Genomic DNA, 25766 nt, shown 5'->3' with positions numbered 1-25766 from the left:
GTCATCTGATGACGGAAGCAATGCGATGAAGAATTTCGAAGTGGCGGTGATCGGTGGCGGTCTCGCCGGCATGGTTGCCGCGGTAGCGATTGCCCGCGGCGGCCGCAACGTGGCGCTGATCGCGCCGCCTGCAGCCAGGGAAGACCGCCGCACCACGGCGCTGATGGATCAGTCGATCCGCTTCCTCGATCGTCTGACCCTCTGGGACAAGCTGAAGCCGTCGACCGCGCCGCTCACGAGCATGCGCATCATCGATGGCACGAATCGCCTGCTGCGCGCACCGGCAACGACCTTCCGTGCCGCCGAAGTCGGCCTCGATGCCTTCGGCTACAATTTCCCGAACAAGGCTCTGACCGATGTGCTGGAAACGGCCATCGCAGGCGAGGGCAATATCACGCGCTTCGACGCTTTCGCCGAGACGATCGAAATCGGCGCCGAGAGCGTGACGCTGACACTTGCCGGCGGCGAGCAGCTGACGGCCGATTTCGCCATCGGTGCTGACGGGCGCAAGTCGAAGCTGCGCGAAACGGCCGGCATAGACGTCCGCAACTGGTCCTATCCGCAGTCGGCCATGGTGCTGAATTTCAGCCATTCGGTGCCGCACCAGAACATCTCCACCGAGTTTCACACCGAGCATGGGCCTTTCACCCAGGTCCCGCTCGCAGGAAGCCGCTCCAGCCTCGTCTGGGTCCAGAACCCGGCGGAGGCCGCTCAGAATGCCGAACTCTCCCTTGGTGATCTGAGCCGTCTCGTCGAAGAGCGCATGCAGTCGATGCTCGGCAAGGTCACCGTCGAAGAGGGCGTCCAGGTCTGGCCGCTGTCCGGCATGATGGCGCATCGCTTCGGCAAGGCCCGGATCGCGCTGATCGGCGAGGCTGCCCATGTCTTCCCGCCGATCGGGGCTCAGGGACTGAACCTCAGCCTGCGCGATATCATGGCGCTGACCGATATTCTCTGCACCCACGCCGAACTGCCGGTCGCGGCCGATGCAGGAGACCAGTTCGACCGCAAGCGCCGAGCCGATATCATGACGCGCACAGCCAGCGTCGATCTTCTGAACCGCTCGCTGCTTTCGGACTTCCTGCCGGTGCAGATGCTGCGCGCTGCCGGCCTGCACATCCTCTCGGCCATCCCGCCGCTGCGCAATGTCGTCATGCGCGAGGGCATCGAGCCCGGCCGCGGTCTCCGCGGCATTCCGGATGCTCTGAAGGAAAGGCTAAGCCGGAAGAAAGCCTGATTTGATCGCGATCAGGAACATCGACACGGTGACCACCGACAGCGCGGTGGTGATCAGAATGGTCGCCGACGCGCGCTCCTGCCAGACGTGATAGAGCTGCCCGAGGACGAAGACATTTGTCGCGGTCGGTAGTGCCGCGAGCAGCACCGCGGCATAAACCCAGACCGGCTCGAAGCCACCGACCAGCGTCAGCGCCGCATAGACGACGAGCGGATGGACGATCAGCTTGGCCGGAACGATGTAGCTGATTTCAACAGGCACCCGCTTGAGCGGCCGCAGCGCCAGCGTCACGCCCATCGCAAACAGCGCGCAGGGCGCGGCCGCCTGGGCAAGATAGTCAATGAACTGTTTGAGCGCCGATGGCTGCTCGAACTGCAGCCCCGCGGCAAGAAAACCGGCCGCCGTCGACAGGATGAACGGATGCAGCGCGACCTTGCGGACGATGTCGGCGGCAATCTGTCCCCGTGAGCGCTTGTCATCGCCTGCGGCCGCCATCATCGCCGGCGCCACGATGAAATGCAGAGCGTTCTCGAGGCAGACGATCAGCGCGACCGGAACCGCAGCCCTGTCACCGAAGGCGATCAGCGCCAGCCCGGGACCCATGTAGCCGATATTGCCATAGGCACCGGCAAAAGCCTGGATCGTCGATTCGTCCATCCGGCTCTTGCGGATGAAACGGCCGATGACGAAAATCGCGATGAAGATCGAATAGGTGGCGGCCAGATCGGTGACGATGAAATCGATCCGCGCCAGATCCTCGACCGGCGTGCGCGATACCAGCTTGAAGAACAGCGCGGGCAGGGCGGCATAGACGATGAACGTATTCAGCCAGCCGAGCGCCTCGGCCGGCTGTTTCGTCACCTTCGCGGCGATATAGCCGATCAGGATCAGGCCGAAGAAGGGCAGGAGCAGGCTGATGATGTCGGCCACTGGACCGTCCGGGGCAAGTTGCAGAGCGGGCGAATGCTTCCCGCTTAGCCGATCTGCATCAGGATTGGAAAGGTCTGCTGGAACCAGATCGCGGCTTGACTGATAAAGCCGAACATGAAGGCGAGGCCGGTGAGCACCAGAAGCCCGCCGAGAATCTTCTCGACCGTGCCGAGATGACGGCGGAAGCGCACCAGGAACCGCATGAAGGCACCCGAGAAACCGGCTGCGATCCAGAAGGGAATGGCAAGACCCAGCGAATAGATGGCAAGCAGCCCGGCGCCGGAACCGACCGTCTCGCGCGACGCGGCGATGCCGAGGATCGCGCCGAGCACCGGACCGATGCAAGGCGTCCAGCCGAAGGCGAAGGCAAGACCCATGATATAGGCGCCGGTCAGCGTCGCCGGCTTGCCGCCATTCTGAAAGCGGGCCTCGCGCGCCAGCAATCCGATTCGGAACACGCCGAGGAAGTTGAGGCCCATGATGATGATGATCAGGCCGCCGATCTTCGAGAGGATGTCGAGATGCTGGCGGAGAGCCATGCCGATGCTGGAGGCACCGGCACCCAGCGCCACGAATACGGTCGCGAATCCGAGCGTGAAGAACAGCGCCGAGAAGAACACGCCGCGGCGCACATCGGGAGCCACGGCAACAGCCGTCCCGCCACGGAACTGATCGACGGAGATCCCGGCCATATAGCAGAGATAGGGCGGAACGAGCGGCAGAACGCAGGGGGAGAGGAAGGACAGAGCACCGGCGATCAGGGCGCTCCACAGGGAAATATCGGCAATCGACACGCATCTTCTCCGGCTGCAATCAGGCCGTTCTCTAGCGCTGCGGCCACGCGATTGCCAATCACCTTTTTGCGCTCCGGCAAGAAATGTGCCGAACGCCTGTGAAAGGCATGATTTTTCGGTTGACCGCAATGGGTCGCCTGCATATGTTCCGCGCACTTCCAGCCGGGGCGGCAAATCGCTGTCCAGTGCACCGTGGGAGAGCGTAGCTCAGCCGGTAGAGCAACTGACTTTTAATCAGTAGGTCATGGGTTCGAACCCCATCGCTCTCACCAAAAATCAAGCACTTAGCCGGAATGCTTGGAACTCTGGAACAGGACCAGAGTTCCACGGTTCCAAACCTACTTCAGGAGTGCATCGCGACCAGGCGAGCGCCCCTGCAGGATCGCCCGCACAACCTTCATGTCGCTGCTCACATCATTGACCGAAGCTGTCAGTTCCTTCACCGAAGACAAGACTTGTCCGACCGACTGCTCGTTTGCCGACATGCGCAAGGCGAGCATCTTGATATCGCTCTCGGCCGTGGTGATCCGGGCCGTGCTGTTTTCGAGGATGGTCTTCAGCTCGGTCGTGGTCTTCTCGTTGGCGATCTGGCGATCCTTGATCTGCGCCTCGTGCTGGACCTTCCAGCCCTGCAGCTCCTCGATGTCACGGCTCTTGTTGGCCGTCACCCAAACCGCTGTGCCGACAGATGAGCCGACCGAGATCAGGCCCATGATGACGACGAGCGAGGAATTGATATTCCAGCCCGCCTTCTTTGCTCGATCCGAGACGTTCACGTCCTCAATCTCCGGTTCGTTCGCCACCCTGCAGCCCCTGTAAACGCAAATCACCCCGGTTGAGATCCTACGGGCAGAGAGATACGGTCAACGGATGCCGGACAATTCGACCTGGGCGGGGATGATCGCCCTCAATCTCGCCTGCCATGTCTACTGCAGTCACTGCAAGCGAGAGAGCGAGATCGACATGAAGAGCATGCCGCCGGAGCAGACGGCGATCGGCCGGACATTCCGTTGCTCGATATGCGGCCGGGCGGCATCACCGATCATCAGCCACCGGAGCGCCAACCACACCTATCCCGGCGCGAAGCGCTAGGTCCGGCTACTTCCGGCACATCGGATCCTTTGCGCATTGCTCGTTGTGTGCCGCGACCTGGTCGCGGAACAGCGGGTCATGAATGGTGATGAAGGTTCGGGTTTCGGAGTTGGGCGTCTGGCGCTCGTAGCCGGCGCCGTCACTCGCACCGCCCGTTGCGGTACACCCCGCCAAGAGAGCGGCACTTGCGAGCTTCAGAAAAATTGCGGACTTCCTCATTGGTCACGTTCCTTTCGCCGAGCTGGTTGATCGTCGACCGCTGATGCTTGCTCTCGTTGTCGGCAGCGCCGCTCGAATAGCGCTCGTGGCCGAACCAGGCGAGACCGGCGAGCACGGCCGCGATCGCCGCGATCGGCAGCCAGTACTGGCGGCCGAAGGCGAGGAGGGCGGCGGCCGTCACTGGCCGAGATCCGATTTCAGGTCGCGATAGACCTTGCCGATATCGGCCCGGCGCTTGATCGCATAGGCGGCGAAGCAGGCGATGATGAAGACGATCGCCAGCTGGACGCGCCAGTCCTGGAAGACGGCGAGGACCGGCATGAGGATCGTTGTCAGCAACCACTGCCAGACTGTCTTCGAGCGAAACAACGGCTTGTCGAGCTTCTCCGGGTCGACGTTGTGGGCGAGGCCGGCTGCGGATCCGGCCCCGCCCTGGTCGCTCGACGGGCCGGGAGGAGTGGCCGGAGCAACATCGGTTGTCGATACCAAGGCCGCCGGCGCGGCCGCCTTGTCGGCGGCGAGGAGCACCTGGCGCAGAACCTTCTCGATCTTCGCCGGAGAGACGAGTGCCTTGTTGAGCGCGTCGCCGGCGTAATAGCTCTCGCCGCGTTCGACCATACGCTTCTGGCCCTTGACCGGCGCCAGGACCGGGAAGCTTGCCCACTCCTGCGCCAGCGCCAGGCCGAACTGGGCGACCGACATGCCGCCGGCGATGAAGCGTTCATAGCCGCGCCGCAACAGCAAATAGTAGGCGAGGCGGTCCTGCAGGGCACGCGTAAAGACAAGGTCGCCACGGACGTCGGGAAGCTCGCGGCAGATAGACTGCAGCGTATTGCGCATGAACTGGTAGCGGCCGCAGGCACTGGACTTGAAGCGTTTCGTCCAGGTCGGTTGCGCATCGACGATGTCGCCGAGCATCATAGATGTCAGCGGCTTCGGGAGCTTGCCCTGGTTGTTACCGTAGATCGTGTCGTAGCCGACCGGCGCTTCGGTATCGCCGATGAAGTCGAGCAGGATCATTGCGTGGGCGGGAACGGAAAGCGGAAGCGACTTTAAGGCCATGAAAAAAAGCTCCTGGTGAATGATCCAGGAGCTTAAGCGCAGGGCCGTCCGGTCAAATGCGATCAGGGCCAGGCGACAGCATCGGCGGCAGCCTGCGCTGCCTCCACGGTCTCGGCCACATCAATCGCAGCCTTGGTACCGAGGCGAGCCGCCTCGATCGCTGCGCCGATCACCTGCCACTGCGTATAGGCATCATTGACAATCGCAGCCACCTCGCCGATCGACGGCGCGGTGATGCCAACCTCGGCCGCAAGCAAAGGGAAACCTGCCGGATCCGGGGTCGACGCTGCGATAAAGCGTGCCGCCTCGTCAGCCTTCTGCATGTAGGTCATCGCCTGGCCGGAGCCGGACGTGATGTACTTCCGGCGCTCGCCCTCAGCCTGCTGATCTATATCGTCCTTAAGGGCTTTCTTGACGTCAGCGAGGGTAGGCGGCTCCGGCTCCGGCGGATCCTCCGGAAGCAGGCGATCCTTGACGGCAAAGCCGCCCTCGATCGAAATGAGCTTACCAATCGCCATTCCCGCAAGCGCTTCCCGATACTGCGCATCACTGATCTCGATCCCATCCTCAATTGGGTCGGATGAAATTCTGCCTTCTGCTGCATAGGGCATTTACTTGATCCTCATATAAGCTTTGACGCCGCCGTTTTTCATGCGGGTTTCTGTGTCGGTTCGCACTGCCAATGATGCGTTAAACCCAATACTTCTACCGGTACTCGAACCCACCGATGGCCGCGTTGCTGCCGTGCCGTTAGCATCGGTAAACGCGCCTGCTACAGTTATCGATGTACCCCACAAGCCTTCCAGCGTCCCGATAATATTTTGAATAGCATCGTTCTGCTTCGTGCCGGGCGATGCGCTCGGTCGGAGCATCCGGCCTTCGGTATTGATCAGGTCGATGGTCTGACCATTCATCGGAGAACTTGCCAGCGATACGGCCGCGGTTGCGAGCACCAACGGCGCCGATCCAGACACGCTCTCGCTGCTCAGTTTTCCGTTGTTGTATCCGCCAGCGCCCGTGAGGCCAGCTGTCAATTCGACGAACACGGGCCCGGTCGTAGTCGATGGCGGAATCTCGGCGCCCGTCTTCGAGGTATCAACGAGGTAGACCTGACCGATACCAACCCGGCATTGCCATACGAAGTCTGAAAAAAGTATCTTACGGATCGAACCTGAAACGCTGTCCCAGAAGCCGATCTCGTCGGCGCCGACCATGGATGTCTTAGCCGTCGCAGCATGGATCGCAGCGGCAAAGCCAGCGACCACTGAATTGTAGAGCGCGAGCGTCTTCCGGTACCAGTGAAAAGCCGAGAAAAGTCCACCCGATACCGGAACATCCTCGGCGTTGCTTGCCCACTTGCTCGCGAGTGCGGCAGAAGCCGAGGCGTCGCTGGCGCTGGTGTTCGCGGCACCCTGGGCCAGCGCCGCATCGTAGGCATGCTCGGCCGCCAACTCGGCATAGCCCTGCGCATTCTGGATTTCACCCGCATTCGGCCCAGCCACAAATCGGTCGCCGTCGACCATCAGCGTATCGCCGTTCTCAAGATCGTTGGCGATCGTGTAGCCGGTGGCGCCATAGTCGACCTTCAGCGCACGATCCGTCTCGCGGAAGAGCTCCAGGAGAATGATGCGGTTGCGATCGAGCTCGTCGTCGGTGAGATCGGACCGGAACCGGCCACCGGTGACGATCGAGGTCAGGCGATCGATGACGGTCTTGCCGATGACAAGGATGACGTCACCTGCTGTTCGGCCGACTGCCAGCGTCACGGATCCGCCCGCGGGGTTGCCGGCGCCGGCCAGCGTATAGTCCGCCTTGTTGATTTCCGTGTACAGGCTCGGCGCGGTCTGCAGAAAGACCTTCATGTCGTCATTCTGCTGGAACGGAAAAGGGATCGGGAAAGCGGTCTGGCCGGCACTCGCCGTGTAGCGCCGGTACCGCGGATCATCCTCGATCGGAAAGACTGCACTCATGAAAGTTCGCCCCTTCTATCAGTCGAGGCGATCTTCCCATGGGCAAGCTGGCGTCAACCGTCAGGGTCTGACGTCGTAGCCGCGCTTGCTCATGCAGCCGTGCATCGCAGTTTCGGAGAGCGAAGCCTCGACCATTGGATCGCGCAGGCCACTACCGGACAGGCGGCTCTGCGCGACTTCGCCCTGGCATTCGGTCTTTGCCCGCTGAAAGGGTGCGAGTATTTTAGGGCTGGCGTCGGCCCGCAAGCCGGAGCTGCGCTCGTAGTAATAACCACCACTGCAGCCGGCGAGGATGCCGGCCATCGTGATAGTGATAAGGATGGATTTCATTCGCGGTTCCCCAGTTGGCCTGGGTAGCGGTAGCACCCGATTTCCCGCGTGTGAAGATTTGAGGAAAAACAACCACAAGCATTTTACGGCACGAGCTCCGGCTTTGCCTTGCGCCCGCGCTTTTCGCCATCGAGCGCCAGGCCGGACGCTTTCACGTCTGCGACCAGGTCGGCGGTAAAGGCCGAGGATCCGTCGGAGAGTGCCCGCGCCTTGAGTTCCGGCCAGGCCTGCTTCACAGCGTCGAAGCTCCACACCTTGTTCGTCGCGAACGCATCGCCGAGACGCTGCGCCAGCGCCGGGCTGACGGCTTCGAGCTCTCGATAGAACGTGTCTTCATCCATCTCTGAGCGCTGCGCCCATCCTGGTACGCCCGCCTCCTTAAGACCGTTTCTCGCCATGGCCATCGAAAGGGTCGACAGGATGTCGTCGGCCGCGGTCCTGGCCGCTGCAGGGACATTGATCGGGTTGCCCTCGCCATCGACCAGGCGCCCAGCTGCGAGCTCGCGTCGAACCGTCCCGATCGCCTGAATGCCACCGCGGGCGCGGATCATCGGATGAAGCCGGCGCGCATCAGCATCGAGCGAGGAGACGGCGACATAGGCCTTGTCTATGGGAGGCAAGTGCGCGAAGTAGTCGGCGGCGCCGGCGGCGTCACCATTCTCCGCCATCATCTTCCAGCTCTTGACCTTACCTTCTAGCACGCCCTCGCGCTCGCCGACGAGCTCCCAAAACTTCGTGCCCGAGTCCGACCCTCTGCTGGCATCCTTGATGAAGCGGCGCGTGATCGGCGCATCATCCCAGGCAAAGCCGGGCGCATCCGGCTGCGCCAGGTCGTAGAGCGAAACCGCGCTTCGGCCGAGAGAGCCGGTGAAGCTGACAATGAGGTGATCGATGACCACAGGCGGCTCATTCAGGAGATAGCCCAGCTGCTTTGAAAGTGCGCTCGTGCGCGCCGTATACTGCAGCCAGGGCTCAAGGCCCTTCAGCTGATCGGGCACGATCGGAGCGTCCGTGAACAGATCGGTGTTTGTGCGCAGCTCGAAATAGCTCTTGATCAACGGGTTGCTCTCGAACAGCGACGGAGGTGCCACGGTCAGATACAGACTGTCGAGCCATCGCTTCGCAGCAACGGGATCTTTTCTAATCCAGCTGTCGTACATTGCCTCGCCGAGATTGATAGCGACGGCCATTTCGAACGGCTTGGGCACCACTGTCCATTTCTCGCCGGATTTGATCAGCCAGTGTGTCGCCCGAACTGTTGCCCCCGGCTCGTCATGATCTTCATGCTGAGCTTGCAGGGCGTAGAGCGAGATCGAGCCTGTCACCAGCGCGGCAAGCCGGGCCCAGCTCTTAACAGCCAGAGAAGCGGCAGCTGCATCTTCCGGCCCCTGCGCCTGGCCGAGCACCTTGCGGGCAAGCGGCGCAATCATGTGCCGGCTTGCCTTGTCTAGCCCCTGCATCGAGGCATTGAGGAACGGAATGACCTTCGCAAGCGCTGCCATGCCTGAGCCGCGGCGGTCGAAGTCCATGTAGTCGCGGGCGCGCCAGGCGGCCTCGAACATCGCTTCGTAATCGGAGAGGCCGCGCTTCTTCGCCTCGTTTTTGAATGTCCGGAACAGCCCTAGGCGAGTGGCAGTTTCGGCGATCTCCGTCGTCTCGAGAATTTTGCGCGGAGAGGTGAACCTGGTCGTCCAACCTTTCTTTGCAAGGCGTGAGAGATCGCGCTCTGCCATCAGCTTGTGCATGGTCGATGTCTCGGCGCCTCCGGAGATACCGTGCATGCGCGAGTACGAGCGGGCGACCTCGCGCCCCCATAGGTCATCAACACCACCGAGCACCGTTGTCGCGACGCGCTTTAGCGGATTGCCGTAGTAGATTGCCGCCATGGTCTGGTCGCGGACGAAGTTGGCGCCGATGAACTCCGGCGCCAGGGTGATACCGGCGCGCAAGACGCGAGCCGGCATTGCGACGAGCTCTAGCCAGAAGTTCTTCTCGACCGGGCTCATGCCGGTGATTGCCTTGTACATGTCCTGGCCGAACTTGCCGTCAGCCAGGCGCAGCGCCTTCAGGTCGCCGCCATCGCGGAAGAACACGATAGGTTCGCCCTTCTCGTTGATGATGGCCGGCCGGAAGATGGCGGCTTTCTCCGAGCCGACGGCGCTTTCGACCGCGTCACGCAGCACAGTGATGTCGGCAGCCGACAGGCCGGCATTCTTGGCGGCGCTCTGCACCGCCTCGATCGGATCGATCATCGAAGCGCGCAGATCCTTGACCGGCACGATCTCGGCGATCCGGCCGCCGCCCAGGCCGGCATTCAGCGCCAGGCGATGAAGCGACTTGACGACGTCGTTGCGCGCGATCGTCATCGCGGTTTCGTAGGCGTCGGCCGCCATGCTTTCGAGCGGGTTGATGACGTCGCGCTTTGACCCCTTGAAGCGCTTCACCAGGCCGCCCTTCATCGAGCCGCCGCGACCAGGCTTGCCGCTTTTGAGATCGGTGTCGCTCGTCGAGAAATCGCGAAGGCCTGGCACATAATCCTTGATCAGCAGGCCCTGGTCATAGGTCTCCTGGTCGATCAGGCCGGCGTCGTATTTCTTTTTCCACAGCGCCCGGCCGAACTGGTGAACCTTGTCGGCCGCGCTGACGAATTGCGGGTTTGCCTTTTCATGCTCGGCGACGTTGGCGGCATGATCGGCCTCGGTCAGCTTGTCCGGCGGGTTCGGAATGTCGCCGTTCCTGTAACGCTCCCATTCGCCGAGCGCCCGGCGCGACCAAAGATAGGCGCCGAAATCGGTGACCTTCTCCTGGTCCCAGCCCGACAGGGCGTTCGGCTTGCCAGTCGCCTCGATGATCGCATCGCGAAGCGAAGGGCTCGCAGGGTTCGTGCCTCGATAGGGGGCGACGCCGTACATGATATCCATGTGGCCGGCCGAGTAGGAACCGCGCGACATGCGAGCCAGCTTATAGGGATCGCTCGAAACCTTCAGGTCGAGTGCCTTGCCGGTGTTCGCATAATGGAGATCCTTGAGGTAGGTGACACCGCGATTGATCGGGTTCAGGTCGTCGAAAGCAAAGGTGTAGATCCGCTGCAGGACTTCAGCGATCGTGCCGCCGAAACCCGACTTCCGGAGCTCCTTGGCGGTCGACTGGACCCAGCCGTCCTTTTTGGCAGAGACGATGGTCGAGCGGACTGCAACCGAAGACGGCGCTTTGAGGAAGGCATCCCAGGCGTCGGTCGCCGCATCGATGGCCTTCGCCATGTCAGGCGCGGCCGACTTTATGACCTGGTCGAATTCGCTCGCCATCGCCGGCATGTTCTTTTGCACATAGGCGCGGTTGGTGAGCCAGAGGCGAAAGAACTCCGCGAACCCTTCGAAATCGCGCCCCTTAGCGGGATCGTAGTCGAGGAGCGCCAGCGCCTTGGAATTTTTGGCGATGAACGCTTTGACTTCCGGGATCTTGGCATCGAGGTGATGGCCGTATTCGTGCGACAGGGTATCGAAGTCGTCGAGCGATCGGACCCGGACTACGCCGTCGCGCGTGTCGAAAGTACCGAGAACGTTCGATCCTCGGCCGGTGCGGCCCTGCCTGGTAGCCGCGACATCGAGCGCCTTGGCAAGCGCCTCGGCGGTTTCGCGCACGCGCTCGACGCGCCCGGTTGCCGCTTTGGCAGCGCTCGCTGCAGCGCGCACGCGTTGGCCGGTGAAGCCGGCCGTCGGAGATGCTTGGAGAAACTGCTCGGGAGAGGATTTGGCCGTCAGGCCGGCTTGCTCTCGTGCATTGCCGCCAGCAGCTGCAGATTGCCCGCGATCCGCTTCATCTGCGCCGCGTCCTCCGGATGCGCTTTCGCCGCCCGCGCGTTCCAGTTCTCGGCCCGCTGGCGCAGCTCGGCCGGGTTCGACGTCGTCGAAGAAGGGGATGTCGGCTGCTTTTCCTGCATCGGGTGTCTCCGGGCCGCGTTCTGAAAGGCTAGCTTCGAAACGAGCCTCGTCTTCGAGCACCGATCGGTCGAAAGCTTCGAGCGGTGACAGGCGTTCTTGTACCATGAGGTCAGCGGCGCGAGCAAGAACAGCGTCATCGACAGTCACGCCGATCTGATGATCGTTGAGCTGCTTTGCCATGTCGTCGACAAAACGGCGATAGTCTTCACGGCTGGCGATCGCCGCATCATGGTCAGCGATCGCCTTGACGCGATCGGCATCCGGCATGGAATAGGCTGGCTTGCCGCGGGCCTCCTGGTCGACCAGGTCGAGAAGATCGCGCACCGTGCTCTGCGCCGTCGCCTCGTCGGCCGAGCCGTACAGGTGATTGAAATATCCGGCCTGGGCGGCAGCCTCGCGCGCCTTGTCGAGCTCCATGCCCTCGCCACGGACCAGCGCACCGCGCCCTGGCAGAAACTTGCGGGATACGCCCATATTGGCGAGCTCGCCGGCGTCGTCACGAATGCCGCCTTCGGATGCGAGGAAGTCCATCAGCGACTGGGGCCGCGCCGGCGGCTTGCCGATCGGCGCGTTGGCGTCGACGACGCGCTGCACCTGTTCGGGCGGGATCGCCAGGCCACGGGCCTCGGCAGCCTTGGCCGAGAGGCGCTCGCCGATCGTCTCGCTCGCAACGGCCGCCGGCGCCGGCGCTGCCTCACCGGCCGCCGCCGGCGGCGCTTCGAGGATCGTTTGGGGCACCGGATCCGGTTTCAGCGGCGCGGCGACGTTGTCGGTGGACGCGATCGGCGGGGCAACCGCTTCGTCCAGGCCGGCGAAAGGATTGTCCGCGTGGAGGGATTGTTCCGGCGCGGATCCGCCAAGCGCCTTGCCCGCGGCTCCGGCAGCACCGCCGACGGCCGCGCCGAGCAAGATCCCGGCGCCATATTGCACCGGGTCGAATTCCTGGCGATTGCCGCCGGCAATATCGATGCCCTGGATTGCGGCGTCGGTGACTGCGTTCGAGGCGGCCGCGTCGACGGCGCCGGCGAAAACTTTGGCCCACAAGCCGGTTACACCCTGCTTGCCGGCGACAAGGATCTTCTCGCCGAGGCCGACAGGGATGAAGTTTTCCGGGCTTGCAGCCGTGCCGGCGATCTGGCCGGCCAGTGCTGCGCCACCTTCGAGGATGCCCTGCCACTCCGGATAGCTCTCATACCGGCGATCGAAGCGGGCGCGATCGGCGCGGCCGACTTCCGTCGCGGCGTCGAATGTGGCGCCGGCGATCGTGTTTTGCCGGTTGCCGGCTTCGAAGTTGATTTTGAAACGATCGATGAGACCAGGCGCCGGCGCCTCGGTCAGGAAGTCGCTTTCGTCGTCAAGACCCTGAAACGGATTTGGCATGCTGCAGCCTCGCAATGGTGGAGGCTGCAGCATAGGATGGCTGAAATCACGTCAACCAATTAGCGGTCGGTAGGCGGCTGCAAGCTCTGTGTTCCGTCAGGCTGGACGGTGACTACGCCCTGCGGCGTCTGATAGGAGACAGGCCCCGAGGGACCGATCACGCGCAGGGCTGCACCTGGCCCGAACATCTGGTCGAACTGCGGCGCGAGCTCCGGATGTTCCGTGAGCAGGCGCAGGCTCTTTGCGCCAGGCAGCGGGAAGGCGTCGCCCGTCGAGGCTCTCGCCGCGCTCGTCACCGGCCGGGAAGGGTCGCCGCCGACGCCGGTCAATCCGGCTCGCGGTTCGGCCGATCGGGTGGCAGCGGCCGTCTCGTCGAGGACGCTGGCCTGGCGCTTGTCGCCGGCCGACGGCGGCTCACCGCGCTTGAGCTTTGCGAAGTAGCCGGCGCCGAGCGTCGCCATTTCCTTGTCGATGCCCTGGGCCGAGAGGACCTGGCTCATGACCTTGTTGGCCTGCGGGCCATACATGTCTTCGACCTGGGTGACGAGATCCATCATCGCTTTTGAAGCGAGCTTCGGATCCGTCTGCGCCGAAATCGGCTTTGAGAGCTGCAGCGCCTCTGCATTGGTGAGGGGCTGCTGCTCGTATTCCGAAATGTCGAGCGCCTTCTGCGCCTGCAGGCGGGCGGTGACGACGGCCTGCATCGAGGCCGGATCCTGCGGGTTCGCCGCATCCATCGCCCGCTGGACTGCCGGAAACGCTTTCTGAACGGCGGCGGCCGGATCCTGAGATCGCTCCTTGATCACGGCCGATGCCTTCTTCTGGGCGGCCTCGTAGATTTTCAGATCGTCGGCATAGCCTGCCGCGCCAGGCTTCGGAGCGATCAGCGCCAGGCGCTCGGTCAGGTCAGTTGCCGATTGCGTCTCCATGCCGGCGGTCGCGTCGTACATCTTGCCGGCATTCTCGCGCTCCTTCTGCCATTTCGCGAGACCGTTCTCGCCGACGATCGTTTTGACGCGGTCAGGCGTGAGGCCGGTCGCATCCGGGTCGACGCCCTTGCCGGTGGCCTCGATGCTGGCGACGTCGTCATCGATGAGCGAGGAGAGCCTGGCTGCCTCGACCTTGTTGTCGGCCGTGCGCTGATTGATCTGCTCGCGCGCGTCCCGTCGGAGCGTATCGGAGATCGCCTTGACTGTTGCGTAGGGAAGGGCGGCCATCGGGCCCTTCTGCTCTTTCCAGTCATCAAGGACGCCGAGCGCGAACTGCTCCTTCGCCTCGGGCGTCGGAAGCGCATCGTAGACGCCCTGGATACGGCCGCGGGCGGCCGTCGTGGCAATCTCTTCCTTCTGCTGCTGCCCTTGCGCTGCAGTGATCGTGCCGGCCGCGACCGCGCCGTCGATGGACGCCTGGACGGTCGCGACCTGGTCGGCGATGATCTTGTCGCCTTCCGGGTTGGCGCCAAGCACCTGCGCCTGACGTTCGAGATCGACCTGGCGTGCGGCCAGGCCACCGGTGAACGAAGAGACCTGCTCGCGACGCAGAGCGGCTTCGTGGTTGGCGATGATATCCCGGCTATAAGCCTGGGAGCGATCGACGAACGTCTTGTCGAACATTTCGCGCTGCTGCTGGTCGCCGAGGTCGGCCGCATATTTCTGGCGGATCGCTTCTGCCGCGCCCGCGAAACCTTGCGGATCCTCTTTGAACTGCTGGTGCGCAGCGAATAGATCGTTGCTGACGCCCTCCTGCATGCGCCATCCCCAGGAAGAGATTGCAGCATCATCGAAGGCTTCGCCGCGTACCGTGCCGTCCCTACGCAGTGCTAACGGCTCCGTCGAAAGAGGCGGGCCGCCGTGCGTGGCGCCGGTGACCAGACCATCGGCCACAGCGACCCCGCCGCCCGCTTTGGAAATCCAGAGGTTGGCAAACTGGCCGGCGGTCATGTCAAGCGATCCGCCGTTCAGACGAACGGCGTCAGCGCCGACCAGGTCGGCCGCCTTGGCGTCGGGATTACTAAGCAACTTTGATGCCCCGCCGGCACCTTGCTGATGAGCAAGATAGAGCTCGCCAGCGGTCGGCGCGCGGCCAAGAACCTTGGTAAGCTGCGCGGCATTATCTTTTGCCAACCGTGCCGCCGCATCTGCCGCCTGGGCCGGATCGTAGCGATCCGCCAGTCCGTAGGCCTTTGCCGTGCTATCGACAAACTGGAACAACCCGCCGGCGCTAGAGGATGGGTTCGATGCCTTCGGGTTGAACGAGCTTTCGAGCATCGCAATCTTCTGCAGGGCACCAGGATCGACGCCGTGTTTGATCGCCGCATCGGACACGATTTTGCGAAGCTCTCCAGGTGCCCGCACCTCGATGCCCGGGCCATGCGGTGCCGAGCTCGCGGCCGCCGTTGTTTCCTGAGCCTGAAGGTAAGAGGCGCCGGCGCGCTGGCCCGCAGTCATTCCTTCCATCTCGCCTTCGCGCGCGGCAGCCTTGAATGCGAGCTTCATCAGAGTGTCGGACATGCCGCCGGCAGCCGCGGCAAGCGCTTGGTAAGCCTGGCCGGTATCAACAGCGTAAGACGGTACGTCCTCGGAAATGCGTCCGGCCGCATCGAAGCGTGAAATCTGGCCGGGGTTGCGGATTTGCCGGTTTGCCATCAACCCATCTCCGCCAGCTTGATACCGTATCCGGCGACGTCACCAAGAGCACCGATCAGCGCGCCGCCCTTGGTGGCCCGGGCGCGATCGCGAAGTCCGGACGCACGCATGCGGTAGAGCGAACGGCGAAAATCGGTGTCCTGCTGGTCGATCGAGATCTCGGTCGCGGCCCGCTCTTTGGCGGCGGCCGCGCTGTCTTGAGCGACACCCTGAGTGAGATCGATGCCAGCAGCAGCGTAGGCCACCTCGTTCTGGCCGAGAACGCGGGCGAGCTCGCGGGTCATTTTCGTCTTGCGCTGCTCACCGGCAAGCTGCTCCTGCCCGGATTGAAGCACAGCTTGGTCGGCCGCCTGATTGTCCGCGCGCGCGGATGCATTCGCGGCGCCGACGTTGCCGAGCACCTTGAGAACGGTTGAGACGCCAGAAAGCACGGCGAGCGCGCCTGATCCCGCACTAGCGGCAACGCCGGCGCCCACCGTTCCCGCCGCCGTCGCCGCCGTGCCGCCCAGCCCCAGGCCTCCAAAAATGCTACCGATCGCTGCTGTCGCAAGTTCCATCGCGAACCCCCTATAATGCAGCCTCGACGGTAATCGCCCTGACGTTCAGTCTACCGGGCCGGACTTGCGATATGGTGATGAACGGCGTGTCAGAATAACCGCGCAGGCCGGTGATCTTGATGCTGTCGGTCACGCCCTGGTCGAGCTCGGCGACGTCGGCCTGCACGCCATACCGGTAGAGCGACACATCATGCAGCGGACCGCCGTTCGTCGAGATCGCGAGGCTCGTCGTATCGAGCACGGAGACATGAACCGTGTGGATCCTCGCTCGGCGCTTCATGACCGTATTCGGGCCGATGTCGCGCGGCGGCGGAAGGGTCGAGGCGACGGGAGGACGCCAGGTTCCGACGGTGACGGCCGAGACAGCGACGGGAAGGATGATCTGTCCGCCGGCGACTGCGAACGGCCCGAAGACATTGCGATCGCCGATCGCCCACACCTCGCGGCCGTTGTAGCGGCCAAGGCCGGTGATGACAGCCTGCGGCACGCCGTAGGTGAAATCCATGGCCTCGTCGAGCAGCAGGCCGTTTTCCATCCGCTCAAGCGATCGGGCGCCGCCGTGATCCATGATGAAGGAGAGCTGGTTGCGCCCGTTGCGGGAGACCGCCTTGAACAGGCCGTCGGCCGTCATGCGCGCGAAGGCGGTGACCTCCTGCTCGCGAAGCAGGGTCACCATTCGAGCCTCACCATCGGCGCGCACGATCGCGCCGACATTGCCGTCCATGTCGGCCGTCGAGCGGCGCACAGCCATGTCGACGACATTCTCAAGCAGGTGAGGAGCGAGCAGCGATATGTTTGTCGGCACGAAATTGCCATCGACGTCGGTATAGCGGAGCTCGCCGATCGAGGATCCGTTCGCGTGGCACCAGAGCGCCGCACCTTCGTTTTCCGCGACCGGAATGCCGCGCTTCGATCCGTAGCGGGAGGCCTGGACATGGTTGGGCGCCTCGGTCTTCGAGATCGCCCGCTCGGCAATCCAGTATTCCGCCTGCGTTGTGAACAGCAGGAGGTTGAGCGAAGGGACGATGGCTTCGAGCTTTTCGCCGCCGGCGATGTCCATCGGCACCAGGAAGGGGCCGTTGGCCTCCGTGAAGCGTTCGTCGTAGTTGAAATAGTCAGCCTGCTTGGATGGCATCCAGGCATTTGGCAGCGACTTGAACCCGCCGATGATCAGACGCTGATTGAAGAAGGCGCCGCATTGCGGCCAGCCCTTGGTCGCCGAGATCAGCGGTTCGCCTGGCGCGACGCCGGGCGTCTTCTTGACGGCCAGCACCGCGGCATCAGCCTTGTTGACAACGCGAGCCGACACCGCCCACCCGTCCCCCTCGTTCCCGACGCCGGAAAATACTATCCGATAAATCCCGCCGGAAAGGTAGACGTCGATCCCGGCGCTAACATTCGGCAGGGCCATGATAGCCGTCTCCATGGTCGAGGAAAGGCCGCTGTCGTACAGGATCGAATTGGTTTCCTGTCCCGATATATTGAGGACGAATGACGTGCCCTCCCCCGTTGTCATGCCGACAAATTCCAGGGTCCAGACTGCCGGAACTCCATTCGTGTAAGCAGCACCGTAATCATAGTTCGGAATGGCCTGGTAGGGCAGGTCATCGACGACCCAGCCGCTATCAGTGAGACGAATACGCTTGGTCTCTAGGTCCGAGTGAAAAAGCACCATAGTGTCGAGGCGCTGGGCGAAAGTCATCTCGCTGACAACAGCCGCCATGCCCGCCACGGCAAATGAGGCGCTAAGAGCCGTCGCGGTCCAGACCTGGCATGTGGTGCCGCCGAAGACCAGGTCGTAAGATGCGCCATTCGAAGCGTCGAAGGGGAAGATCCGCGCGGCCGTCGCCAGCACGTCGCCGACCAGGCGCAGGCCGTCACGAAGCCTGAAGCCGCCCTGGGGCGCAATGACGATATTCTCGGCATGCTTCAACCCGGTCGAAAAATACTTGAGCGTTGTGCGCTCCTCGAGGAGCGGGGAGAGCTCGCCGGCGGTAAAGGCGGCCTGGGTGCGTCCGGGGCTGGCAACCATTATGACCTCCAGGCACGTTCGAGCGGATTGCGGCTGGTGCGTATCGATCGCGGCGGGTTGGAAAACCCGTCTTCGTTGAGCGCTGCGCGCATCTGGCCGCCACGAAAATCGGCGCTTGGCGTGCCGTAGGCTTCGGTCATGAGGTCGTTTTTGACGTTGAGGTTGGAGGCCACCGCAAAGGCGAGCTTGGCGGCGATCGCCGTGATCGTCGCCGTCTTGAAGGTGCCGGTCCAGCGGTGCGGCTCGGGCCGAAACTTGATCATGGCGAACAGCGTATCGGCGTCGGCATGCACCTGGCTGTTGGTCAGGATGAAATCATCGAACCGGCAGCCAGGATCGCGGATGTCGTCGCTCAAAAACACCGGCAGGCCCGTATAAGGGCCGGGAATGTCGTAGACGTAGGCATAGCCGGTGAGGGGCGTTGCATCGGTGAGGCGGGAGAGCTGGCGTACCTCGCGCGCGAAGGCAAAGCCGGACGGCTGCAGGCCGAGATTGAAATCGACCGTCTCGTCATAGATCAGCGAGGCGGACTGGCCGCCGCCGAGATCGTCGGTCAGGCTCTGGACCGGTTCCTCGCCGATACGGGCGCAGGCGGCGTTGACGATGTCGGTTACTGTCAGCAGGGACATGGGCGTCACTCCTCAAGAGCAAGCCGCCGCCGGGGCGTGACACCGGGCGGCGGCGAGGCGGCAAAACGGAAAATTACGTGACGTTCTGCTTGGCGATGGTGACGACGCCGCCGGCATTGGCGGTGACGATGTAGTTACGGCGCATGGGAGCGGTGGCGAGCGCCAGCGTCATGTCGAGGTGATCGCCGACCTTCACGCGCGTGGTCAGGGCATTGAAGTAGCCGGCGGTCTCGATCGCCGCCGTATCGTCATTGGTGACGTACTTATGGACGCCGAGATTGGCGCCGGCCAGGCCGGACGGGTTGGTCATGTAGTCGACAGTGCGGAAGCCCTTGACGTCGAATGCCATGGAGAAGTTCCTTTTTCAGTGGACGGAGGAGGGCGCCGGCGCGAACGCCGGCAGCCTTGTTAGGAGACGACGATCGCAGCGTTGCTGGACGTCGTGAAGCGCTTGATGCCGTTGCCTTCCTGCAGGGTGGTCGCGCAGCCCTTGGCCTTCATGTTGATCGTCCAGACGTCCTCGCGGTTGTCCCACTGGGTGATGACGCTGAGATCGGTATTGTTGCCCCAGCCCATCGCCGTCTTGTGCCAGATGAACAGGTCCTGCTTGTTGGCGCCCGGAACCGGGTAGAGATCCTGGGCGTCTTCCTCGACGAACAGGAACCAGTTGACGCCATTCCAGAAGCGCGTGTCGGTCGCCTTGACGAACGGCAGGTCGTTGCCGACGTGGTCGGAGCCGTTCACGATCTTGTTGGCGAGGAACTGGTTCCACTGCTGCTGCGGCAGGCCGCAGAAGACATTGCCGTCCCACGGCACTTTGTCGCCCTGCAGGGCGGCGCAAAGCGTCAGGGCATTGGCAGCGCTGAAGGCGCCGGCGGAGAAGTCGAGATCCGCGACCGTCTTTTTCGCCGCCATCTTGGCGTAGATTTCGATATCGGTTGCGCGGCCGAGGGCGTTGGCGCCGCTTTCGTAGACGACTTCCTTTTCGTCGACGGTCATGCGGTCGACGTCGTACTCGTCGACCTCGTCGAAGGCGACCCACGTTTCCAGCGAGGCTTCGAACTTCTTGCGCTCGCCGTTGCTCGGGATGTTGCGCTGGCGGCGCGTCTTCTTCACGGCCTTGGACTTGCCGGCGAGCCAGAACACGGCCTTTTCGTTGTTTTCGATTTTGAGCGCCTGGGTGACTGTCGGCCGCAGGCGGTTGCCCTTCTGCTGGTAGATGGCCATGGCGCGATTGGCGAACTGGGTTGTATTCCAGTTATTGGCGTTTACCGTCATGTGACGAGATCCTCGATGTGTTTTGGGAGAGGCACCGAGGGGGAGAGGCCAAAGCCGCCCGCGGGTCCGGTCGATGCCGGAGAGGCCGCGGGCGTTTCAGGTCCGCCCTGTGCTGATCATGACGATAAGCGGGCGGAAGTCCGGTCAACTTTACCGGTTGGTGGAGAGGCGGGCGTAGGCGTCGTCGTAGCGCTTGCGCAGATCCGGGTCGAAGCGCTGGTTTGGATCCTTGTGCTCGCGGTTCTTCGGATCGATGCGAGGATCCGTGTCGAGCTTGCGCAGATCGTCCATGGTCAGCGGGCCGTCGCGTCCGCCCTGGCTTTCCTCGGACAATCTGAACCCGCTTTCCGAAAGGCGCCCGGAGATCGCCTGCAGGAGGATGTTTCCGGCCGCCGTGTCCGTCATACCGAGCAGCATCGCATCGATGTCGTTCTTGATCTCCGCCGGGATGCCCTGCAGCTGCGAGGTGATGCCTTTCGCGAAGGTCTCGGTCGCCACGAGTGCCTGCTGCGTTGCCTTCGGATCGAGGCCGGTCAGCTTGGAAAAATCGCCGAGCTCTTTGGCCGGGTCGAACGGCGCGACCAGGGCGCCGCTTTCCAGCAGCGGCGAATAGAGATCGTCGATAAAGCCTGAAAACTGGGCGTCGCTCAGGCCGTGCTTGTGCGCGGCATTGCGGGCAGCCTCGTAGGTCTTGTTCTGGCCGAGGTCACCGAAGAACGGCGCCAGCTTCTCGCTCGGCGCAAAGGTGTAGCCGTCGGCTTTCTCCGGCGCCGACGGCATCTTCGAGAGCTTTTCGCGCATGCCGCCGAAGCGGGTATTCAGGTCGCTGTAACCAGCGAACAACTTTCCGAGCGTTTCGTCAGCATTGGTGCCGACGAACTCGGCCGGCAGACCCAGCGGCGCCGACCAGGACGAACCGCCGCCACCGGATCCGCCGCCGTCGCCACCAGCGCCACCCGCACCGCCGGCGCCACCCGCGCCGCCATCACCACCAGCACCGCCACCGGCCTCGCCGGCAAGCCCGAAAACCGGCATCGGCCGGCCAAGCAAATGTTTCATGTCACGCATCCTTCTTAGGTTTCCCGAGGCTTGAGCTTCTCGGCATTGCCAAGCGCGATTTGCCGGGCAATCTCATGTGCGAGGGCGTTCTGGCCCTCGCGAAACGCGCCAAAGATCGCCATGGAGTTCAGATCCAGGCCGAGCTGAGCGAAGAAGACGGAACGGCGCAGCGTTGAGTCGAAGAGCCGCTCGATCGCCTTGCGGCCATCCGGGCTCCTGGCGAAACGTGCCCAGGCGGCCGCGATCGTGCGCGCATCCTCGGCGTGCTTCGACTGGTTGACATCCATGGCCTGCTGCACGGAAGGATCGGCCTGGGCGAACCAGTCCCATCCAGCCCGCGAGGCGTCGGCAATTAGGCTTTGCATCGGGTTTGCCCGCATCATGCTGCTCCTGGCATTGCGCCGCCGGCGGCGGCCTGGACGGCAAGCATGGCCGCCTGCTTGTCGGCCTCCTGCTTGTCGATCTCTTGGCGTTCCTTTTCGGTGACGATGTACTCGGCCGGGATGCCCATCTCGCGGCCGACATCGGTCAGCAGCTTTTCGAGGTGGACGATGCGGCTGACGCTGCCAGGCGCGCCCGTCGAGGCGAGGATCTGCAGGACCATTTCCAGCCACTGGACGATCTTCTCGATGCGGGCAGTCTCGCGGGCGATTGCCAGCGGAGACTTGACCTTGACCTTGACCAGCAACTGGTCGATCGGGATCTCGTTGCTGATCAGGCCCAGATTGTAGGCGAGCTCGATGACGCGCCGGATCGCCTGGACGACGATGTCGTTGACCAGGCGGCCGAAGGAGCCGAGATAGTCGGCGGCCAGGCGCTTCACGCGCTCGATGATCTCCGTCGCCGACTTCACCGCCGCATTTTCAGGCGGCAGGCTCTCATCGAGCATGGTTGCTTTTACGCTCGAACGCATGTCGTTCAGCACGAGGTTTGATAGATCGAGGCGCGGATCCGGGAAGCGGTTGACGGACGGGCCCATCGTGCCGCCGTTGCGCGCGACCTTCCAGAACACGCCGGGCTCAAGCGGGGCGAGATCCGGGTTGAAGACGCCATCGTCGACGACGGTGTAGATGCCGAGCATCGCGATCGCGGCTGCCTGCAGCTGCAGGCGCGCAACGGTGTTGACCGTCTTGATCGACGGCATCGCCAGCATGGCATTGCCGCGGCCGTATGTTTCGCCGGGAACGCGGAAATAGCGGACGGTCAGCCAGGGGCAGGTCCGGCTTTCGGTCTGGAAAATGATGGTGTCCTGCTTGTCGCACCAGACAAGCATGTTCCAGCGCCGGCGCTTGCGGTCGTAGACCGTGTCGACATGGACTTCCAGCTGGTCTTCGGGCTTGGCGCGAAACAGCTCTTTGAGCTCATTGCCGAATTTGCCTTCCGGCCAGGTGTCCATCAGGACGCGGACCGACATTTTGCGGTCCCAGAAGATCGCCGAGATCTTGTTGTTCGGCCCGTTTTCCCACAGGAGCTCGTCGATCGAGACGGAGATCGGGTTCCAGAGCTTCTCCGGCTCGTCCTTGCTCGCCGAGTTCATCAGGATCGCGCCATTGCCGGCGTTGAGATCGAGCGCCATCTCATGGAAGGCGATATCCCAGTCGCCGTCCTGGAAGAAGGATTGCGCCACGTCGCTGACCGGCTTCAGGCCGGCAGCCAGATCTTCCTTCTCGTTCGCGGGAACGGTCGGCCCGGGCGCAAGCTCGAAATTATCCTGCCCGGGCGGCCAGAAGTCCTGCTGGAACTTGCCGGCGAAGCGAAAGGCGGCGTCGATCGCCGTGTGATCGAAGACCTGGTCGACGCGCTTTTCGTTCGTGCCGCTGTTGCGCGTCGATTTACGAAACGGGATTGTGTACTGGTAGGCCTCGTCGAGCAGAGGCTGGAAGCCGTCCCGCTCGCCCTTTGCCGCGTTGCGGCGTGCTTTCAGCTTCGCGGTTTCAAACATCAGTTCTGCCCGAACTTATCGTTGCCGGTGCCAGAGAGCGACGTGTCGGACAGGAATGTCAGCAGTCGGCTGCCTGTCTTGCGGCCGGTCTTGCCCGCCGCCGCCTGGTCAGTCTCCGCCTGCTGTGCTGCCAGCTGCGCAAGCGTCCGGCGCTGCTGCTGCTCCGCCTGCTGCTTCGCGATCTTCGCGCCCTCGTCGCTGCCGCCGCCCAAAATCCCGCCCATGCCAGACTTCCCTACCTTCGCTGGTGCCAAAAAACTGAAAGCCGCAGAGGCGCGCGATACGCTTCCCGGCTGCAGAGGTGCAGATCACCACGATTTCAGGGTATGAGCGGCAAGCTAAGGTCAACCGGATATGCTGGACGATGAAACCAAGGTGGCGAGCCGCTTCCGGCCGCACGATAAACCAGGCCTCGGCGCCGTAATCGGTCGGATAGAGGCCGACCAGGGCGACCAGGCGCCCCTCGTAACGAAAGGCCATGCTCTCACCGCCGGACCACATTTCGCGGACCACGGCCCATTCCATCTGCGAGCGCGCGCCGCCGAGCTCGGCCATGTCGAAGATCGTTGCAGGGCATTCGACGACCAGGCTCATCGCATCCCGACCTTGTGCGGATCGAAGCCTCCCCGACCCCAGGGGGAGCCAGGCTGGCGGCCAGAAGGCGCGCTCGATCGACGCTCGTGATCTCGATCGGCTGCGCCACGAATGACGCCGGCGCGACCGCGGATGCCGCCGATAAGGTACTGGCCGCCGTCCATGACGTCGGACCATGGGTGCGCCTTGTCCGGCTTTTCCTCGAATTCGGTCGAGGCGTGCTCCGGCCGGCGCTTGAAACGATACTTCCCGTCGAACCCTTCGAGCAGGATCGGGCATTTTTCCGGGCAGATCAGCAGCTCGCTGCCAGGCTCATGGTAGCCGCGCAGTTCCGTGTTCATGGCATCGAGGCGCAGTGAGAGCTCGTTCGAGCCGCCGAAGGGCAGGAGGATCGGCAGCTGCAGGATCATTGCGCCGATCTCCATCGCCGCCAGCTGGCCGCCTTCGCGATCGGCGCCGTTCTCGGCGGCCGGGTCGATCCAGACGCGGATTTTCGAGGCGCCTGGATATTCGCTGTCGAGCTTCATCTTCAGGGCCTCGAAGAAGCGGGCAGGGCCGACGCCGTGGCCGAGATAGAGCTCATCAATGATCCGGATCCGCGCACCGGCCGGCTGACCGAAGACGGCAGCCGGGTTGAGGGAGTTCGTCGACGTGTCGACGCCGATACCGAGCGTGACTCGAGGGTCGAATTCGAGCCGGTGCCTTGCGACATGGATCGCACGGTTGAATTTCGGATGGACCGGCTTGCCGTGGCGGGAATAACCGAACTCGTTATCGACCATGCGCTTGACGAAATGTTCGTCCTGGTTGCGGATGATGCGCGGGTAGTAGTCCTTTTCCAGGTTGAAGAGATTTTCGGCCTGCGCCGATCGGCCTGACGGCTGGATGTAGAGGTGCCGGTCCGGCTTGGGGTTCTTGACGAACGCCTTGTAGACCCAGTTGTCGACGGTCGGCGCATTGAGGTCGCCGATGACCTGGCGCTGGCGCTGTCCGGAGACAAGCGTGCGTCCGAGCTTCCGGCCGAGCTCCTCGATCTCGGCGACCGTCAGCAGCAGCTTGGGGCTCGGATAGCGGCCGACGCGCTGCTCAAGGTCATCGAGGGCGCCGTCGGCATGCGTGTCTGCTTCGTTGAGCCAGCCGCCGGAATACTCGCGGCCCTTCATCAGCGTCTCGATCGAGTTCTCGCCGAGACCGGCGAATTCCGTGACGATCTCGATCCTGACGCCGTCGCCTCCCATGAAACGCAACGTGTGCGTCACCGGGCGATCGTTACCCCCGGCCCATTTCGAGCCGGGAAACCCTCGCGGAAACCACTGTTTCCAGCTTTCCAGAACGGTCTTTTCCACCGAGCGGAAGGTATCGCGCAAGACGATCCAGCGGCACATGCGCGTTGGCTTGCTGTCTTCCGGATGCCACGCGATCGGCGCCAGTGTGGCCGCCAGGATCCGTCGGAAAGCGCAGAGCGTCGTCTTGCCCCCGCCGAGCGGCCCCATGATGAACGGGGTGAGATAGGTCGAGTTGAGGAAGTCCTGCCCGGTTGGACCAGGCGGCGTGTAATTGAACGGGCTGAAGTCGCCGACGAATTCCAATTCGGCGATCTTCTCGCGCATCTCGGCGTCGCTGTACGCCCGAAGGTCATCACGTTCGACCAGGTTGGCGATGTGCTGGCTCATGGGCGGCAGCCCATGACTGCCGGGCGGCAGCCCGGCTCACAAAAAAGCGCCTGCGCGCGCATCAGCGCAAGCGCGCAGGCCCCGCCGATGTCGATCGGAGAGCGACGGGCGCCGGCAGGCGCACGACGTTCGGAGATCGTCCGCTTTTCCTCTCTCCCTCCCGAGACAAAAATTGGTTTTTCCCCCGACCCCGAGCGGCGCGAGGAGGGCACCGGCGCGGCCTGCGGCCCAAACCCCGACCCCCGGGCGCTGCGGCAAAGCGCGGTGCAAAAGCCCCAAAACGCAACTCCAACGTGCCGCAAGCCCGCTTGCTCAAATAGAGATCGGTGTGCGCACGCGGTCCCCTGGGTGTGGGGGTGGCCCCCCTTTCGGGGGAAGGCGCCCGGCCGGGCGCCCGGCGTG

Annotated in this window: 22 protein-coding genes and 1 tRNA gene; 3 read left to right on the top strand and 20 right to left on the bottom strand. The window is 63.5% G+C overall.

Going from position 1 to position 25766, the window contains the following annotated elements:
* Nucleotides 1–25 precede the first annotated feature (25 nt).
* On the top strand, nt 26–1237 hold the full coding sequence (locus ACODR6_RS30200; RefSeq protein ID WP_489026182.1) for a UbiH/UbiF family hydroxylase: 1212 nt from the start codon (nt 26–28) through the stop codon (nt 1235–1237).
* Here the strand turns inward: ACODR6_RS30200 and ACODR6_RS30195 are convergent.
* Complete coding sequence (locus ACODR6_RS30195) at nt 1217–2167, bottom strand: AEC family transporter (RefSeq protein WP_489026180.1); 951 nt, start codon at nt 2165–2167, stop codon at nt 1217–1219. The genes ACODR6_RS30200 and ACODR6_RS30195 overlap by 21 nt on opposite strands.
* Before the next feature lie 44 nt (nt 2168–2211).
* Nucleotides 2212–2961, bottom strand: a complete 750-nt coding sequence (locus ACODR6_RS30190) for a cytochrome c biogenesis CcdA family protein (protein ID WP_489026178.1) — start codon at nt 2959–2961, stop codon at nt 2212–2214.
* Nucleotides 2962–3157: 196 nt separating this feature from the next.
* On the opposite strand from ACODR6_RS30190, the gene ACODR6_RS30185 reads away from it, so the two are divergent.
* A tRNA-Lys gene (locus ACODR6_RS30185) sits at nt 3158–3233 on the top strand.
* Nucleotides 3234–3299: 66 nt separating this feature from the next.
* Here ACODR6_RS30185 and ACODR6_RS30180 read toward each other — a convergent pair.
* Nucleotides 3300–3764: a hypothetical protein gene (locus tag ACODR6_RS30180; RefSeq protein WP_489026176.1), complete on the bottom strand. Its 465-nt coding sequence runs from the start codon at nt 3762–3764 to the stop codon at nt 3300–3302.
* Nucleotides 3765–3831: 67 nt separating this feature from the next.
* On the opposite strand from ACODR6_RS30180, the gene ACODR6_RS30175 reads away from it, so the two are divergent.
* Nucleotides 3832–4053, top strand: coding sequence for a hypothetical protein (locus ACODR6_RS30175; protein WP_489026175.1), 222 nt, complete (start codon nt 3832–3834; stop codon nt 4051–4053).
* A 139-nt stretch (nt 4054–4192) separates the two neighbouring features.
* Here the strand turns inward: ACODR6_RS30175 and ACODR6_RS30170 are convergent, their stop codons facing one another.
* The 17 genes from ACODR6_RS30170 to ACODR6_RS30090 all read right to left on the bottom strand — a co-directional run bounded on the left by ACODR6_RS30170 (nt 4193) and on the right by ACODR6_RS30090 (nt 25364).
* Nucleotides 4193–4453: a hypothetical protein gene (locus ACODR6_RS30170; protein ID WP_489026173.1), complete on the bottom strand. Its 261-nt coding sequence runs from the start codon at nt 4451–4453 to the stop codon at nt 4193–4195.
* A complete protein-coding gene (locus ACODR6_RS30165; RefSeq protein WP_489026171.1) occupies nt 4450–5334 on the bottom strand; it encodes a lysozyme family protein in 885 nt (294 codons plus the stop codon). Before ACODR6_RS30165 ends, ACODR6_RS30170 begins: the two co-directional genes overlap by 4 nt.
* Nucleotides 5335–5396: 62 nt before the next feature.
* Nucleotides 5397–5945 (bottom strand): hypothetical protein, encoded by a 549-nt coding sequence (locus ACODR6_RS30160; protein ID WP_489026169.1) that lies wholly within the window; start codon nt 5943–5945, stop codon nt 5397–5399.
* The gene (locus tag ACODR6_RS30155) at nt 5946–7304 is read right to left on the bottom strand and encodes a hypothetical protein (protein WP_489026167.1); all 1359 of its coding nucleotides are present in this window, start codon (nt 7302–7304) and stop codon (nt 5946–5948) included. It abuts the gene before it with no gap.
* A gap of 60 nt (nt 7305–7364) precedes the next feature.
* A complete protein-coding gene (locus ACODR6_RS30150; RefSeq protein WP_489026166.1) occupies nt 7365–7634 on the bottom strand; it encodes a hypothetical protein in 270 nt (89 codons plus the stop codon).
* A gap of 83 nt (nt 7635–7717) precedes the next feature.
* Entirely contained in the window at nt 7718–12955 is a 5238-nt protein-coding gene (locus ACODR6_RS30145) for an LPD38 domain-containing protein (protein WP_489026164.1), read from the bottom strand.
* Between the two features lie 59 nt (nt 12956–13014).
* Nucleotides 13015–15600 (bottom strand): transglycosylase SLT domain-containing protein, encoded by a 2586-nt coding sequence (locus ACODR6_RS30140; RefSeq protein WP_489026162.1) that lies wholly within the window; start codon nt 15598–15600, stop codon nt 13015–13017.
* Nucleotides 15600–16157: a hypothetical protein gene (locus tag ACODR6_RS30135; protein ID WP_489026161.1), complete on the bottom strand. Its 558-nt coding sequence runs from the start codon at nt 16155–16157 to the stop codon at nt 15600–15602. The genes ACODR6_RS30140 and ACODR6_RS30135 overlap by 1 nt, the downstream gene beginning before the upstream one ends.
* Nucleotides 16158–16167: 10 nt before the next feature.
* Entirely contained in the window at nt 16168–18189 is a 2022-nt protein-coding gene (locus ACODR6_RS30130; protein WP_489026159.1) for a phage tail protein, read from the bottom strand.
* Nucleotides 18189–18818 (bottom strand): hypothetical protein, encoded by a 630-nt coding sequence (locus ACODR6_RS30125; RefSeq protein WP_489026157.1) that lies wholly within the window; start codon nt 18816–18818, stop codon nt 18189–18191. The genes ACODR6_RS30130 and ACODR6_RS30125 overlap by 1 nt, the downstream gene beginning before the upstream one ends.
* A 73-nt stretch (nt 18819–18891) precedes the next feature.
* Nucleotides 18892–19167: a hypothetical protein gene (locus ACODR6_RS30120; RefSeq protein ID WP_148195103.1), complete on the bottom strand. Its 276-nt coding sequence runs from the start codon at nt 19165–19167 to the stop codon at nt 18892–18894.
* 59 nt (nt 19168–19226) lie between these two features.
* Nucleotides 19227–20096, bottom strand: coding sequence for a phage capsid protein (locus tag ACODR6_RS30115; protein WP_489026156.1), 870 nt, complete (start codon nt 20094–20096; stop codon nt 19227–19229).
* Between the two features lie 150 nt (nt 20097–20246).
* Nucleotides 20247–21155: a hypothetical protein gene (locus tag ACODR6_RS30110; protein ID WP_489026154.1), complete on the bottom strand. Its 909-nt coding sequence runs from the start codon at nt 21153–21155 to the stop codon at nt 20247–20249.
* A gap of 14 nt (nt 21156–21169) precedes the next feature.
* The gene (locus ACODR6_RS30105) at nt 21170–21520 is read right to left on the bottom strand and encodes a hypothetical protein (protein ID WP_489026153.1); all 351 of its coding nucleotides are present in this window, start codon (nt 21518–21520) and stop codon (nt 21170–21172) included.
* A gap of 14 nt (nt 21521–21534) precedes the next feature.
* Entirely contained in the window at nt 21535–23097 is a 1563-nt protein-coding gene (locus ACODR6_RS30100; protein WP_489026151.1) for a portal protein, read from the bottom strand.
* Nucleotides 23097–23321: a hypothetical protein gene (locus ACODR6_RS30095; protein WP_489026149.1), complete on the bottom strand. Its 225-nt coding sequence runs from the start codon at nt 23319–23321 to the stop codon at nt 23097–23099. The genes ACODR6_RS30100 and ACODR6_RS30095 overlap by 1 nt, the downstream gene beginning before the upstream one ends.
* A 366-nt stretch (nt 23322–23687) precedes the next feature.
* Nucleotides 23688–25364 carry a hypothetical protein gene (locus tag ACODR6_RS30090; RefSeq protein WP_489026147.1) on the bottom strand — a complete coding sequence of 559 codons (1677 nt, stop codon included), beginning with the start codon at nt 25362–25364 and terminating at the stop codon, nt 23688–23690.
* Nucleotides 25365–25766: the final 402 nt, after the last annotated feature.

The organism is Rhizobium sp. FG96, assembly GCF_057808655.1.
This window is presented reverse-complemented; position numbering and strand designations above follow the sequence as displayed.